The sequence below is a fragment of the Photobacterium sanctipauli genome (genome assembly GCF_003026495.1).
Taxonomy (GTDB): domain Bacteria; phylum Pseudomonadota; class Gammaproteobacteria; order Enterobacterales; family Vibrionaceae; genus Photobacterium; species Photobacterium sanctipauli.
The window spans coordinates 82,987-98,249 of record NZ_PYMA01000003.1 but is presented as its reverse complement, the minus strand read 5'-3'; the positions used below and the strand labels follow the sequence as shown (position 1 = coordinate 98,249).

At 46.7% G+C, this 15,263-nt stretch carries 11 protein-coding genes and 1 pseudogene; 8 read left to right on the top strand and 4 right to left on the bottom strand.

What is annotated here, in order from left to right:
• Nucleotides 1-40 precede the first annotated feature (40 nt).
• Nucleotides 41-592 carry a hypothetical protein gene (locus tag C9I98_RS06675; protein ID WP_036822539.1) on the bottom strand — a complete coding sequence of 184 codons (552 nt, stop codon included), beginning with the start codon at nucleotides 590-592 and terminating at the stop codon, nucleotides 41-43.
• A 109-nt stretch (nucleotides 593-701) separates the two neighbouring features.
• On the opposite strand from C9I98_RS06675, the gene C9I98_RS06670 reads away from it, so the two are divergent.
• Nucleotides 702-1,184 (top strand): glutathione peroxidase, encoded by a 483-nt coding sequence (locus C9I98_RS06670; RefSeq protein WP_036822542.1) that lies wholly within the window; start codon nucleotides 702-704, stop codon nucleotides 1,182-1,184.
• On the opposite strand, the gene C9I98_RS06665 is transcribed toward C9I98_RS06670, so the two are convergent.
• Nucleotides 1,181-2,155: a CHAD domain-containing protein gene (locus C9I98_RS06665; RefSeq protein ID WP_036822545.1), complete on the bottom strand. Its 975-nt coding sequence runs from the start codon at nucleotides 2,153-2,155 to the stop codon at nucleotides 1,181-1,183. The two genes, C9I98_RS06670 and C9I98_RS06665, sit on opposite strands and share 4 nt — an antisense overlap.
• A 274-nt stretch (nucleotides 2,156-2,429) precedes the next feature.
• Between C9I98_RS06665 and hppD the strand changes: the two genes are divergently transcribed.
• The 7 genes and pseudogenes from hppD to C9I98_RS06630 all read left to right on the top strand — a co-directional run bounded on the left by hppD (nucleotide 2,430) and on the right by C9I98_RS06630 (nucleotide 12,676).
• On the top strand, nucleotides 2,430-3,497 hold the full coding sequence (gene hppD, locus C9I98_RS06660) for a 4-hydroxyphenylpyruvate dioxygenase (RefSeq protein WP_036822548.1): 1,068 nt from the start codon (nucleotides 2,430-2,432) through the stop codon (nucleotides 3,495-3,497).
• 586 nt (nucleotides 3,498-4,083) lie between these two features.
• Nucleotides 4,084-6,027 (top strand): PTS mannitol transporter subunit IICBA, encoded by a 1,944-nt coding sequence (locus C9I98_RS06655; protein ID WP_036827128.1) that lies wholly within the window; start codon nucleotides 4,084-4,086, stop codon nucleotides 6,025-6,027.
• A gap of 99 nt (nucleotides 6,028-6,126) precedes the next feature.
• The gene (locus tag C9I98_RS06650; RefSeq protein WP_170111209.1) at nucleotides 6,127-7,272 is read left to right on the top strand and encodes a mannitol-1-phosphate 5-dehydrogenase; all 1,146 of its coding nucleotides are present in this window, start codon (nucleotides 6,127-6,129) and stop codon (nucleotides 7,270-7,272) included.
• Nucleotides 7,273-7,361: 89 nt separating this feature from the next.
• Entirely contained in the window at nucleotides 7,362-7,730 is a 369-nt protein-coding gene (locus C9I98_RS06645; protein ID WP_036827396.1) for a hypothetical protein, read from the top strand.
• Between the two features lie 137 nt (nucleotides 7,731-7,867).
• A pseudogene (locus C9I98_RS06640) lies at nucleotides 7,868-8,896 on the top strand (PTS mannitol transporter subunit IICBA); the annotation flags it as partial.
• 143 nt (nucleotides 8,897-9,039) lie between these two features.
• On the top strand, nucleotides 9,040-9,570 hold the full coding sequence (locus C9I98_RS06635) for an MltR family transcriptional regulator (protein WP_036827393.1): 531 nt from the start codon (nucleotides 9,040-9,042) through the stop codon (nucleotides 9,568-9,570).
• 130 nt (nucleotides 9,571-9,700) lie between these two features.
• Nucleotides 9,701-12,676: a hypothetical protein gene (locus C9I98_RS06630; protein ID WP_245907103.1), complete on the top strand. Its 2,976-nt coding sequence runs from the start codon at nucleotides 9,701-9,703 to the stop codon at nucleotides 12,674-12,676.
• A gap of 123 nt (nucleotides 12,677-12,799) precedes the next feature.
• Here the strand turns inward: C9I98_RS06630 and lamB are convergent, their stop codons facing one another.
• Nucleotides 12,800-14,053 (bottom strand): maltoporin LamB, encoded by a 1,254-nt coding sequence (gene lamB, locus C9I98_RS06625; protein ID WP_036825305.1) that lies wholly within the window; start codon nucleotides 14,051-14,053, stop codon nucleotides 12,800-12,802.
• A gap of 221 nt (nucleotides 14,054-14,274) precedes the next feature.
• Nucleotides 14,275-15,189 carry a LysR family transcriptional regulator gene (locus C9I98_RS06620; protein ID WP_107271758.1) on the bottom strand — a complete coding sequence of 305 codons (915 nt, stop codon included), beginning with the start codon at nucleotides 15,187-15,189 and terminating at the stop codon, nucleotides 14,275-14,277.
• Between the last annotated feature and the right edge of the window lie 74 nt (nucleotides 15,190-15,263).

The following is a 15,263-nucleotide window of genomic DNA, read 5'->3' as shown; positions in this document are numbered from 1 at the left end:
ATTTATTCGCCAATATTACGCAATTAATCTCATAAAAAACTTATTTAAATGCCTTCTTGAGCTGATTTTTGATTGTTAAAAAAATCGACGCCTTCGGCTGATTTTTGTGATGTTGCTCGATACCCGCATAGTAGGCCTGCATAAAGCGCTGGCGTTGGTGGTGCCATTCAGGCGAATCTTCATCAGGGCGTAACAAGTTGCTTATTTCACTGGCGTGGTCATTGGCATAACTGACATCAATCCCATTGTAACCCTGGGCTAAAAACCAAAGCTTGGCGAGGGCTGCCAACTCTAGCTGGTTACTGGTCTTAAACTTTCCGGCGTGTGCTTTACCTACATGTTCCTCGAATAACTGGGTCATGTTGTTAATGGTCGCCTGGGTGGAAGAAAACGCTTCACGATTTTGTTCAACAGATTGGGTCAGCAGGCCGAGGACCAATTCACGTTGTGGCTTCTCTGCTTTTTGTTGGCATACGCTGTCGAAAAACGCTGAGCGGTGGCTGATAAACCCCGCGATAAACTCACGCTCGTGGTCATCAAGCACAAGTGTGGGTAAGCCAATAGCATTGAGTGTTTCTTCGAGCGTTTGCATTTATTAACCGATGATCTTTTTGAATATGCTGCTAGAGTAACTGAATTAGAGCTCTCTTTCTAATTCATTGGCTTAGACTGTTGACGAATAATAATTAAAGGAGAAGGTTATGTCTGGGTTTTACGAACTCAATGCGACAAGGATTAATGGCGAGTCGGTTTCGATGAACGACTTTGAGGGTAAGGTTGTACTCGTGGTGAATACCGCCAGCGAATGTGGCTTCACCCCTCAGTACCAAGGTCTTCAGGATTTGTTCGCCAAATATGAAGAGCAAGGGCTGGTGATCCTTGGTTTCCCATGCAATCAGTTTGGCGGGCAAGAGCCTGGGGAAAATGCCGACATTGCCCAAGCTTGCCAAATCAATTATGGCGTGAGCTTTCCTATGTTTGCCAAAGTGGATGTTAACGGTCCAGACAGCCATGAAGTGTTTACCTTCTTGAAAAAGGCGCTACCGGGGCTAATGGGGCAGAAGATCAAATGGAACTTTACCAAGTTTTTGATCGGGCGTGATGGCAAGCCAATCCGCCGCTATGCGCCAACTAAAACGCCGCAGGCGATTGAGAAAGACATCGAGCGCGCATTGCGCCGTTAGTCTTCACCTGAATCAGGATATAACGCGTAATACAGATCAAGGTGAGCAGGTGCAAGAAAGTGGCCTAGTTGGTCAAACGTCTCGGCCCTTGCTCGCCTGTGTTGATCTTGGGTGAGAGAAAGCAACTCGGTGATCGCAAGGTAGCGCTTGCTGCTTGGTTTTTGTTTGCTGAGGTAGCTGGTAAAGAACGCAAGCTGAACCGACAGATCATTGAACTCTCCCAGCTTGTCTTGCAATAACTTGAGTTGGCTAACCTGTGTTTTGGCGGCTTTTGCTGGTAACAGCGGGCTGAAAAACTCCAGCAGGTATCTTAGCTTTTTACAATCTATTCTAAGTTGGTGAATATCTTCATCTGGGCTTTCCGCATCTAATCGCTGACTATCACTTTCAACCACTTTGAAATGCTTCCACAGTAATTGCTGAGCAAATACTTGGCTTTCTTCGTCACTGCTTTTGGTCAGCGTTTTACTCTGCTGTTCCAGTTGTTCAAGGATCACCACGCATTGATGTTGGTAGCCTTCACTCTTTAGTTGCTTGCGAACGGTTTTGAAGGCTTGCCGGCGTTGATCTTGTAGTTCGTCAAAGAATCGGGTCAGTCCTTGATGGTGGCAATGTTCAAGTTCATAAAAGTAGTCATCCATTTTGAGCAAAAACACATCCAGATCGCGAAGTAGGTTGGTATGTTGCATTAACCCTTTTAACTCTATTTTCAATGCTTGTTGGCTCTGCTGTGGGAATAAGGGCTTTAATAAAGCAAGCAGGGCACGGCAACGGCGCAGCGACACCCGGTATTGGTGAAGGAATTCATCGTGATCGTCACGAATGATCCCTGCTTCGTGGTTTCTGGCATGGTTGAATTCGTTGATCAAAAATTGATTGGTGGCATTGGGGAGTGGAACGGATGTGTTCAGTACTGCCGATGCTTTTTTTCTTTTGGGTAATTTTAGTTGGTCGCGCTTTGTGACTGTCATCTTCCACCTCAACTGCTCTCTATTAAATTTAGTGTGTCGGTGGGTGAAAACCAGTTTGTATCGCTGATTAGTGATCAAAGTCGTTGTTTTTTCATATAAAAAAATTTAGTTGCCATATAGGCTTTCCAGCATCGGCGATATGGCATTGAGTTTGGCAATTTGCCTTTACGTTGTTTGTTTACAAATCATTAACACCAATTGCGGCGCTAACTTCTCATCCTGCTGGTTTCACTGCTAATTCTATAAGTAAGTTGAACACAAAAGGACAAGAAAGATGGTTGAGAATCCATTAGGTACGGATGGCTTTGAGTTTGTTGAATACACTGCACCCACACCAGAAGGGATTGCCAAGTTAAAACAGCTTTTTCACTTGATGGGCTTTGCGGAAATAGCAAAGCACAAACACAAGAATGTGTGGCTGTACCGCCAAGGGGATATCAATTTCATTGTAAATGGTGAGTCGCACTCTCAGGCCGCTGGCTTTGCAGGTGTGCATGGGGCCAGTGTGAATGCAATGGCATTTCGGGTGGCTGATTCAAGCCAGGCATTAGCTTATGCGGTGGAGCAGGGGGCGAAAGCGTGCCCAGCACAAGCAGGGCCAATGGAGCTCAACATCCCCGCTATATACGGTATTGGTGATTCGTTGATTTACCTTGTTGACCGTTATGGTGAGCACGACATCTACGAGGTTGATTTTGACTACTACCCTGACTATCAGCAGCGTTTGTCCGAAAGTGGCGCTGGGTTAATGGTGATTGATCACCTTACCCATAATGTACAGCGCGGTAATATGGATGTATGGGCGGGTTTCTATGAACGCATTGCTAACTTTAGGGAAATTCGCCATTTCGACATCAAAGGTAAGATGACCGGATTATTGTCGCGAGCAATGACTGCCCCTTGTGGCAAGATCCGTATACCGATTAATGAGTCGAGCGATGATAAATCCCAAATTGCCGAATACCTTGAACAATATAACGGTGAGGGTATCCAGCATATTGCCTTAAGCACCGACGATATATTTGCAACGGTGTCAAAACTGAAAGCGGGTGGCCTGATGTTTATGGATACCCCCGATACCTATTATGAAGGGATCAGTAAGCGGGTACCTGATCACCACGAGGATATCGCTAAGTTGAATCAGTTGAAGATCTTGATTGATGGTGATGAGAGCGGAATCTTATTGCAGATCTTTACCGATACAGTCATTGGGCCCGTGTTCTTCGAAATTATTCAGCGTAAGGGTAATGAAGGCTTTGGTGAGGGTAATTTCCAGGCATTGTTTGAGTCTATCGAGTTAGACCAAATTCGTCGTGGCGTACTGGATGCCGAAAGTAAGTAAATCTAGACAGAGAGTCGGGTACATAACGTCAGTTTAAGGTGGCGGATACAGAAGGCAGTTACCGTGTTTGTCGCAGGGTAGCTGCTTTTTTATGCCGTTCATTTGCCACTTAATGGGTAGGAAAAACCAGATATGATCGGCACGAATACGCGAGATGAAAACTGAAATAAAATTACAAAAAGCCAGAAGCGATTAAAAATTAATTTATTCGCGTCGTGAATAAAATCCCATGGGTGATCCCGATCACTAAGTACTTTCATGGCATTAGCGTGAAAAGCGTCAAGTGTGATCTGTGTCACCATTTATTTTTAAATTAAAAATCCAATTATGTGATCTGGGTTCTTAAATATTTATTGCTTTTTGTTAATAAGGCCGTTTGTTACTGACTTTCAATGCCTGTTTGTGATCTGTGTCACCTCGATTGGCGGTCGAGATAAAATAAAATTTGACGCAAGTCACAAAATTCCCGTCATCAGTTCGGTTTGAAAATTCTGTGGTAGATTAATTGGGTACTAAGCAATCGACGGTTTTGGCGAACCGTTATCTACAACAGAATTCATAACTGAACATCAGACGGGGAATCGATATGATATCACCAGATGCAAAGATCAAGATACAAAATTTTGGTCGCTTTTTATCTAACATGGTGATGCCTAATATTGGCGCATTCATCGCGTGGGGCTTCATCACTGCACTATTCATTCCAACAGGTTGGTTCCCTAATGAAGAACTGGCGAAACTTGTTGGCCCAATGATCACTTATCTACTGCCGCTGTTGATTGGTTATACCGGTGGTAAATTAGTTGGCGGCGACCGTGGTGCCGTTGTTGGTGCAATCACCACAATCGGTGTGATTGTTGGTACCGATATCCCGATGTTCATGGGCGCAATGATGGTTGGTCCGCTAGGCGGCTGGGCAATCAAAACATTTGACCGCTGGGTAGAGGGCAAAGTGAAGAGTGGCTTTGAGATGTTGGTTAACAACTTCTCTGCGGGCATCGTGGGTATGCTATGTGCCATCCTAGCCTTCTACATGATTGGTCCTTTCGTGAAAGTTCTGTCTTCTGCGCTGGCTGGTGGTGTTAACGCATTGGTGAGTGCTGGACTACTTCCTCTAACGTCTATTTTTGTTGAACCAGCGAAAATCCTGTTCCTAAACAACGCGATTAACCACGGTATCTTCTCACCACTGGGTATCCAGCAGGCAAACGAAGTGGGTCAGTCAATCTTCTTCTTGATTGAAGCGAACCCAGGTCCTGGCCTAGGTATCCTACTGGCTTACATGGTATTCGGTCGTGGCACTGCGAAACAAACTGCGGGTGGTGCATCAATTATCCACTTCTTCGGTGGTATCCATGAAATCTATTTCCCGTACATCCTGATGAATCCTCGTCTAATCCTAGCGGTAATCGCTGGTGGTATGGCTGGTGTGTTCACCCTAAATATGTTCGATGCAGGTATCGTATCTCCAGCATCACCAGGTTCAATTTTCGCCATCTTGTTGATGACACCGAAAGCATCATTTGTTGGCGTGATTCTGTCAGTGCTTGCTGCGACAGCCGTATCGTTCAGCGTTGCTGCCCTGCTGATGAAAACACAGAAAGTGACTGACGAAGAAGGTGATGACCTAGCGGAAGCAACGAGCAAGATGAAGGGCATGAAAGCGCCGACAGCAAGTGCAAACGATGCGGTGCTAGCAGAGTCTGACTTCAACCTAGCCAATGTCAAAAACATCATTGTTGCCTGTGATGCAGGTATGGGCTCAAGCGCAATGGGTGCTAGCTTGCTACGTAAAAAAGTTCAGGAAGCGGGCCTAGACATCAATGTAACTAACTGTGCTATCAACAGCTTGCCACAAGAGGTGGACATCGTGATTACTCATAAAGATTTAACCGAGCGTGCTCGCAAGCATGCTGCGAATGCAAAACATATTTCTCTAACCAACTTCCTTGATAGCCAGGTGTACAACGACCTTATTACTAGCATTGTAGCGGCAGGTAGCCCTGCGGCAGCAAACGATGAAGCAATGGTTAAAGTGTCTCCGGTTGCGGCTAACGATGCGAGTTTTGAAGAGCAGCCTAAGCAGGTTTTCCAAATCCAAGCTGAGAATATCCACCTAGGCCTAAAAGCCAACAGCAAAGAAGAAGCTATCCGCTATGCGGGTGAGCAGCTGGTGAAGTTGGGTTATGCAGAAGCAGAGTATGTTGATGCCATGTTCGAGCGTGAGAAGATGGTTCCAACCTACCTTGGTGAGTCAATCGCGGTACCGCACGGTACAGTGGAAGCGAAAGACAAGGTAATGAAAACCGGCATCATTATTTGCCAATACCAAGAAGGCATCCAGTTTACTGAAGACGAAGATGATATTGCTAAGCTCGTTATCGGTATCGCAGCCAAGAACGATGAACACATTCAGGTAATTACTACCATCACCAACGCACTTGATGATACAGATGCGATTGAGCGTTTAACAACAACGACTGATGTTAACGAAGTGCTAGAAATCCTAGCCGGCGAGAAAGCCGCTTAATCCACTCAATCATTAAGTCACCCTGAGGCCGGTGATCCCCCTCCGGCCTCACCCCTCTTATCTAATAGTTAGATAACAAGTTTTAAGGTAGAGATTATTATGAAAGCAGTACATTTTGGTGCAGGTAATATCGGTCGTGGTTTTATTGGTAAATTGCTAGCAGACGCTAACGTAGCCGTTACCTTCGCAGACGTTGATGAGCCGTTGGTTGACCAGCTAAGCCATGACCAGTCGTACAAGGTAAAAGTAGTGGGCACTGAGTGCCAAATTGATACCGTTACCCACGTAACGGCGGTTAACTCGGCAAGCCAAGACGTTATCGATCAGATCATCCACACAGACATGGTAACAACAGCGGTAGGACCGAACGTACTGGACATTATTGCGAAAACTATCGCGACTGGCCTGACTCACCGTTTCGAGGCGGGTAACAACAATCCGTTGAACATCATTGCTTGCGAGAACATGGTTCGCGGTACCACTCACCTGAAAGAAGAAGTGTATAAGCATCTCAACAGCATTTACCACTCACAGGCTGATGAGTTGGTCGGCTTTGTTGATTCTGCGGTTGACCGTATCGTACCGCCATCGGAAGCCGCGAACGATGATCCGCTAGAAGTGACCGTTGAGAGCTTTAGCGAGTGGATCGTTGATAAGCAGCAATTCAAGGGCGACATTCCGGCTATCGAAGGAATGGAAACCACCGACAACTTAATGGCGTTCGTAGAGCGTAAGCTATTTACTTTGAATACAGGCCACATTGTGACTGCGTACCTTGGCGCGCTAAAAGGCCACGAGACAATCCGCGACGCGATTGAAGATAAAGAAGTATACGACCAAGTAAAAGCGGCCATGCAGGAAAGTGGTGAAGTGCTTATCCGCCGTTACGGTTTTGATCGCGACATGCACAATGCTTATATCGAGAAAATCTTGGGTCGCTTTGCTAACCCGTTCCTGCGTGACGAGATCGACCGTGTAGGCCGTCAGCCAATCCGTAAACTGGGTGCCAATGACCGTTTAACCAAGCCGCTGCTAGGCACCATCGAGTACGGCACTGAAAATGGCACGCTACTTAAAGGTATCGCGGCAGCGTTTAAATACACCAATGATTCTGACCCGCAAGCAATTGAGTTGCAGACCTCGCTAAAAGAAGTGGGCTTGCGTTCAACACTGGCTAAGTACACTGGCCTAGATGCAGAAAGTGAAGAAGCGAAACGTATTGAAGCGTTATATCAGTCACTGTAATGGATTATGAATAGGGGAGGTGCTGAGAGGCACCTCCCTTTCTTTATGGCGCTTAATGATCAAATGTTGAATTATAGATAGGTATGATAATGAAGCAGGCGAAGAATAAATTCAGTGTCGGCGATGTGGTGATCGTCAATGGCGGGATGGTGGATCCTGATTTTGGTCAAGAGATCTCAGGTTGGATAGGTACCGTTGAAAAGGTTCGCCACTTTGATGATGCAGGTTTTATCCATAGCTTTATGTATAAGGTGCGTTGGAATAGGGAAACACTGGCTGATAACAGCGTACTGAGAGTGTCTTGCGAGGAGCTGGGGCTTGATTTTGAAACCATGCAATTAACCGAAAATGATCTTTCTTTGTGCTCATCGGCTAGAGGAAAGAAGTTTATAAAGCATTGCCTGCACTTGCCTAAACGTAAGCGGGCTTATTCTTATGGCGATTTCGCATTTAGCTAAAAAGTAAGCGAAAAGTGGCAATTAATGCGGCTGAAAACAATACTGTGAGATAACTATTTGTGCAAAATGCTTTGATTTGTTAGAGGTATAGGCATAAAGAAAGTTAGCGTTAAGAAAGACGATTGATGGGATGATTTATGCTTTCACCAGCCACAAAAATTAAGATCCACAGTTTCGGGCGATTCCTTACCAATATGGTGCTGCCTAATATCGGTGCATTTATCGCTTGGGGCTTTATTACTGCGTTGTTTATTCCAACCGGGTGGCTGCCGAATGAAACGCTAGCCCAGTTGGTTGAGCCGATGATCATATACCTGTTGCCGTTGTTGATTGGTTATTCTGGCGGTAAGTTGATGGGCGGAGAGCGAGGCGCAGTGGTGGGTGCCGTCACTACCATGGGGGCAATCGTCGGCACCGATATTCCTATGTTCATGGGTGCGATGATCCTTGGTCCTATGGGGGGCTGGATCATTAAACGCTTTGATGAAGCCGTCGAAGGCAAGGTGAAATCAGGGTTCGAGATGCTGGTGAACAATTTCTCGTCCGGCATTATCGGTATGATTTGCGCGATTATCGCCTTTTTCATGATTGGCCCTGCCGTTAAGTTGCTTTCTGTTACGTTAACCGCCGGTGTTAATGTAATGATTGATTTAGGCCTATTGCCGCTAACCTCTATTTTTGTTGAGCCTGCAAAAATCTTGTTCCTCAACAATGCGATTAACCACGGTATTTTCTCGCCCCTTGGTATTCAGCAGGTGCGTGAAACCGGTGAATCGCTGTTCTTTTTGATTGAGGCCAATCCGGGCCCAGGCTTGGGTATCTTGCTGGCATACATGGCCTTTGGTAAAGGGATGGCAAGACAAAGTGCAGGTGGAGCGTCGATCATTCATTTTTTCGGTGGTATTCACGAAATTTACTTCCCTTACATTCTAATGAAGCCAAGATTGATCTTGGCAGCGATAGCCGGGGGAATGGTAGGCACGTTTGTCTTGGTTTTCTTTGAGGCGGGGATGGTTTCACCTGCGTCACCAGGGTCGATTTTCTCTATTTTGTTGCTAACCCCTAAATCAGAGCTGATTGGCGTTGGATTATCCATCGTTTCAGCAACAGTAACTTCGTTTATTGTCGCCAGTATTTTATTGAAAACAGAAAACATTTTTGAAGAAAAGATGCAGAATACAACAGGATAAGCCTAAAAGGAGCGAGTTAGACGGTTTTGATACCTGAGCGGTCGGTGATACAATCGCCCTGTTATAACACCAACTCAAGAAGACAAGCTGTCTCCTTTGGTTATAGAGATACATAATTTATGGCACACAGTGACCACGAGTCTGACATTCTAGAGCGTCTTAACGATGCACCAACCGCACGCGGTTTTTTTATCACCTCTGTTGAGGTGTTTGAGCAGGCTGTCGAAAATTTAATTCAGCGCATATTCCGTAAAGATGACTTCGCGGTCAAATCGGTTGTTGAGCCGCTGTTGGGCAATGCAGGCCCATTGGGTGAGCTACCTGTTAGGCTAAAGCTGTTGCTTGGGTTGGGTGTCGTGCCACATCCTGTCTATCAAGACATTGAAGCCTTCCTAACGCTGCGTGATTTTCTGAACAATGATGGCAGTGAGTATAGCTTTACTGATCCTGCCATCTTGGAGCCGATCAAAAAGCTCAATGTCATGAGTCAGATGGGGGTTGTACAGCTGGAAATCGCCCCACCGTCGGACGATGCCGATATTACTTTCTATAAGATGCAACTGGCGCGTCAGGAGCAGGTGATCAAGTCGGCGTTAGCGCTGGCAGTTTCAAGCATTTGCGATGAGCTTGATAAAGAAAGTCCGTTTTAGTTTCGTTTCTATCCCATTAATGGCGTTTAACTCGCACTAGGGTTAATCCAGCCTCAAAAATTCAAATTGATGAAAGCAATTGTCTGCGGATGATTGCTTTTTTTCGTTTAGGGGTAGAAGCTTAGGTTAAATGACAAGAAATATGCGACAAATGGATATGTCGATGCGAAATAACAAGAAAAACCATCAATGGCGAGGTGTGCTTACTGCTTTGGCAATAGCACTGGGTGGCATGGCCGCGCCAATATCTGCGATGCCGGTAGGTTGGGAAGAAGCCGGAAAGCCGTGGCTAAGCCAAGGCTCCCCACATTTTACTATTCACTATGTGCAGGGTCACCAAGACGCTGCCGAGCGGGCATTAGATATCGCTGAGCAGGTGCATCGTGACTTGCGGCCATTCTTCAGCACCATGCCAGCGAAAAAAACTGAAATTGTGTTGGTTGATGATTTCGACTTTTCTAACGGTTGGGCCACTCCGCTGCCATTTGCTCAAATTCGTTTGTACATGAGCCCGCCGGAAGAGGGGAGTGATCTCGCCTTTAGCGATGAATGGTTGCATATGCTGATCCGCCATGAATATGTTCATATTGCCCATATGGAGCTGGCAGCGGGTGCGCCAAAAGCGCTACAAAACGTCTTTGGTCGTCAGGGGTTCTTATTTCCTCATGCTTTAACCCCGTCCATGTTGATTGAAGGGCTGGCGGTATATCTAGAAAGTAACCCGGTTGATGGTCGTGCCGAGCGCGGGTACGGGCGCCTGCAAAGCACTAACTATGCAATGAAAATACGGATGGAAGCGGCAAGTGGTGAGTTGAAACCGTTAAATCAAGTGGTGGTGGCAGATAGGGAATGGCCTTTAGGTTATCAATATTTGTACGGCGCCTATTTTGTGCAGTATTTGGTTCAGACCTATGGCGAAGAAAAGGTCAGTGCTTTTCTCGATAATTACAGCCGCCGTTTGATCCCTTATTTTTTGATTAACCGTACCGCCAGGCAGACATTTGGCAAGGACTTTGAAGCGCTATGGTTGGATTTTTCTACCGAACTGGAGGTAATGCTCAGTGCCGAACTGCGGCAAGCCAGCATTGATTACGTCGGCGGCCATTCGCTTGATCACTCAGAGCTATTGCCTTTCTTGCAAGTCATGGCGGCTAGCCATGAAGGCCTATTACTAAACCGAAATAATGGTGAAGATAGAACCCGAGTTGAACGGTGGCAACCCCAGTTTAGTGATGAGCTCCAAGCCAATGCCAAGCCCCGAGTCAATACAAATCAAGGGAATTGGCAGACATTGGTTAGCAGTAAAAACATCACTTCGCTAGATAGCCATCCGAGCGGTGGCATTATCGCTACCCGCCAAGTTAACCGAGCCGATGGCAGGGCATTCAATGATATTTATCTTCTTCGAGAGGGGAGGTGGCAGGCGCTAACTGAGAGAGAGCGCTTCAAGCAAGTTAGATGGCTTGCCGATGGTAAGCACCTACTCGCCATGAGAAAGGTTTCGGGGATTAGTGAGCTATGGCAACTCGATGCAACAAACCCTAAGCAAAGGACATTATTGTGGCAAGCCAATAAAGGTGAGGTGTTAGGCAGCTTTGATGTCTCGAATGATGGCAAGCATGTTATTGCTGCTTTGCAGCGACACCAGCAAGGTTGGAACCTTGAGCAGCTGGATATTGGCCCTGAGGGCGATTCTCAAAAGCAAAAAAAACAAAAACAGTGGACACCGATCACCAACACCAAAGCGCATGAATCATCACCCACTTATCTTCCTGATGGTCGGGTGCTTTTCAGCGCTGATTATGACGGGGTGTTTGATGTCTATGCGTTGGATATTGCCAGTGGCAATCTGGAGCGCTGGACGCGAGAGATTGGCGGTGCCTTAAAACCTGTTTGGCAGCCAGAGTTGGGCTTGGTGTATCAAAGCTATGGTTCGCAGGGCTATGAGGTGAAGCTATTAGCGGAACCTCAAGCACTGTCGAATGTTCAAGTGAGCGAATACCAAGCTCAATATGATTACCCAGACGTTGTTCAGCAGCCAGCAGAGAAAGGGGAGCCCAAACCTTACCAGCCTTGGAAAACTGTGCGGCCGCATAACTGGCTACCGCTGGCGTATATTGATGATGTCAGGACGCAAATCGGTGCGTTTACGTTTGGTTCCGATGCTTTGGGGCAGCATAACTACACCTTGTCGGCACTCTGGGATACTGACAATGATGTCGGTGATTTCACCGCTATCTATCAATACGATAACCGCTGGTTGGCCATTCTCAATAGCAGCCACAGTTACGACAAGCTCACATTGGGCGATCAGAGTGGCTACCGTATAACCCGTGATGACTATTTATTACTGCAACGAAGTCACCTTTTCAATGCCTTTGAAGATCAACTTAGCCTCCATGCCGGGGTGTATATTGATAGTGAGTCCTTAGTGTCACAACCCAATTTTGCTTCGGCATTTAGGTATCGGGAGATAAAAGAGTCGTTAGTAGGCTTGGCCGTGACGTTCGATAATCGCGAGAGCTACTTGAATGTGCCGGGCATTGGTTGGGGGCATTATTTTGATGCTGTAGCCGAAACGAATGAGGTCATAAACAGCGATTATGAAGGCCAGAAATATCAAGCACAGTGGAACGTGACTTGGGATTTACCGGGACGCACCACACTGACGGCAAGATTAGCGGGGGGATATGCAGATGACGGTGCCCAACGCTTTGGTATTGGCGGCACGGATATATACGAAGAACGGCGTTTATTCGGCAGAGATAGCCAAGCGATACGCGGATATGATGACAACGCGCAGCGTGGTGATCGCTATTTCACCCAGCGCCTTTCATTGACCTCGCACTTGGCGCGGGTTGAGCGCAACTGGGCACTATTCCCCATTGGCTTGGGTGACATTTCGGGCACCGCTTTTGTCGATTCAGGCGCCGCTTGGGACAGTGGCGAATCATTGGAGCAACTAACGGGGACAGGCGTTGAGTTGACCGTTGAAGCGAAGTTGGGATATGGCTTGCGGTTTCCCGTCACGGTGGGTTATGCCTATGGTTTTGATGATGAACTCGGCAAAGATGAATTCTACCTCAGGGTGTCGAGCTTGTTTTAAGATCAACTGACCCTTGGTATTAAAACAATAAAGGCCAGCGAATGCTGGCCTTGGTTTGCTCAGGTTGGGGGATATCAATTTAACTGAGTCCAGGTTTTAACTTAGTGCTGGTTTGGTGCTTACTTACCACCAAGCCTCGAACTGAACACCCACGTTGAACTCTGAATCAACGGTTGAGTAAACGCCTTCCTCTACGGTATCGATGTTAGAGAAGTAGGTACCGTATAGACGAATTTCTGGGCGTGCGAAGAAATCTTCACCGGCATTCCAAGCCTGGGCGATGGTGATCTTCTGGCCGGATAGATCTTTGCCGTTTACATCTTGGTTGTTGAAGTAACCTGCTTCAAGAATGGTTTTGCGGTGCTTATCCCAGTTATATACCGGGCGAACCACAGCTGAAAGGTAAGTCAGGTCGTCTTTTTGATTAGCTTCGATGTCGTCAATGGTTGATGACCATAGCAGCTGGTGGCCAAGCTCGATGTTGTCAGACAGGTTCACAATACCCCAGTTGATCAAACGGTATGCGCTGCCACCTTGCTCTGTTGTTGCGTGGTAAGAGGTACCCGCACCAAAGGTCGCCAGCTCTTTGGCGTAGCCTTCTGTACCGTACTGGACAACCGTTTTGTTAAAGCCGTTGTCTAGGTTCTGGGTTAGCTGAGCCGTTGCCATTACACCGTCTTTCGCTTCTTTTGCTTCGGTAGAGGCGTCATCAGACGGGTTGGTAATGGCATAGTTGATACCCAGCTCAAGGTCTGCATTGTTCCAAAGCTCAATGCCTGCATAGCGCATATCGATAACATTCACGTTTAGCGCTTCGCCACGGTTGCCTTCGTCAGTAACCATGTTGTCATCGTTGCGGATCACCGCGAACGAGAATCGGCCGTCACCCAGGTTAACGTTTTCGATACCGGCGCCGGCACCCGATGTGTTCCAGTAGTAGAAATCAGTAATGTGAATATCATGGCGTTGGTAGTATCGCTTACCTGCCCAAAGGGTGGCTTCAGGGGCGAAGTTAAGTACGCCTGTTGCCTGAACATTTAGCTGACGGAAATCAATGAAGCCATTTTCTTCGTCATCTTTTAGTGATTCAAAGATGTTAGAACCATCACTACCAACAGCCAGCATTGAATCAAAGAAGAAACGCGCACCGTCTTCGTTGTAGATTTCCTTACCAAGACCAAACTCAGCAAAAGTATCGGCTTCGTTACCTAGGCGGCCTAGCTGTTGTTTGTTGAATTCAACATTTTGGCCATTGTCGCCACTAATACCGATGCCTGAGCGTGCGTAGCCGTGGAATACGAAACCATCGTCGGCCAAAGCGCTTGGCGCCAGCAGTGCTGCTGAAATTGCCAGTGCGGTAAGGTTCATCTTTTTCATTGTTCACCCCTGATATGGAATTGTTTTTCTAACTTATTGTGTTGGGACACGTTACCTGCGGGCATTTTTGAACAGGTTACTCTCTAAGCTACCTATTCATTTAACTCATTTAACACCCTTGGGAATGTTCCCATTTGTTGGGCTGGATAATGGCAAGGAAATGTAACTAGGTAAATGGGAATGTTCCCATTTCGTGGATCAGTTCACACAATCGCGGATCACTAGATACGGGTTATTGAACTTGATTCTATAAAAATCGCTTTAATATCATTAATGTGTGCAGCTAGTGGCTCATTGAGGTGATAAATGCCGACAATACCGGTTTGCGGGGGCTCGGCTTGAGGCAGGGGGACAATGCCAAATTGCTGGAAGTAGTCCACCATACTGTAGGTGTAGGGCATGATAGCTTTAGAGCTTGCCAATAAATCGAGGCTGGCACTGAGGGAGTTGATTTCGTAAACAATCCGTTCTCCGAGTTGTTTACGCTCTTTTTCCTGCTGTTTGGGCTGGGGGTTTTCGATTAAATGCTGATAGCTCTCTTGGTCTGGGGTGACCTGTAAAAGTGGGTAGAGCTGCGCGTTTGCATGGTTCGCCCCATTTATCAGCAAGGGGTGTGAGTGATGCACGAACAGGGCTTCTTGATCTTGCAAAATCGGGGTGAAATGGACGTTGCAGCGCCGAGAAAGTCCGTGGATTTCATGGCCGATAAATAAGTCAATTTGGCCGTGGATCAGCATATCCATCAGCTTAAGGTGGTTACCGAATTCCAGTTGAATAGAAATCCCCGGATGTTGCTGACAGTAATTTTGCAAGGCGGATTTAACAAACACTTCCCACCAGGCATCGCCAGTGCCCATCTTTATTTTTTCCGTTTTTCTGGCTTTGAGATCAGCGAGTTTGTCGAGCATGGCGTCATGACGCCGGCTTAGATCTTGTACTTGTTCTTGGAACAGCTTGCCGTATTCGGTGAGCTCGACCCCTTTCGAGCGTCGGGTGAATAAAGCAACCCCTAAGCTTTTTTCAAGCTTTTTCATATTGTTGGTGAGGGTAGGCTGGCTTAGATTCAGTTGCTCTGCGGCAAAGCTGATATTACCGAATTCGGCAATGGCAAGAAATTGGCGGTAGTGCTTATCCATAACTGACTCAGTGAGGTTGAGACTGATGAAAAATGTTTGTAGCCAGTCTCACATTTTTTGAAATCCATCACAAA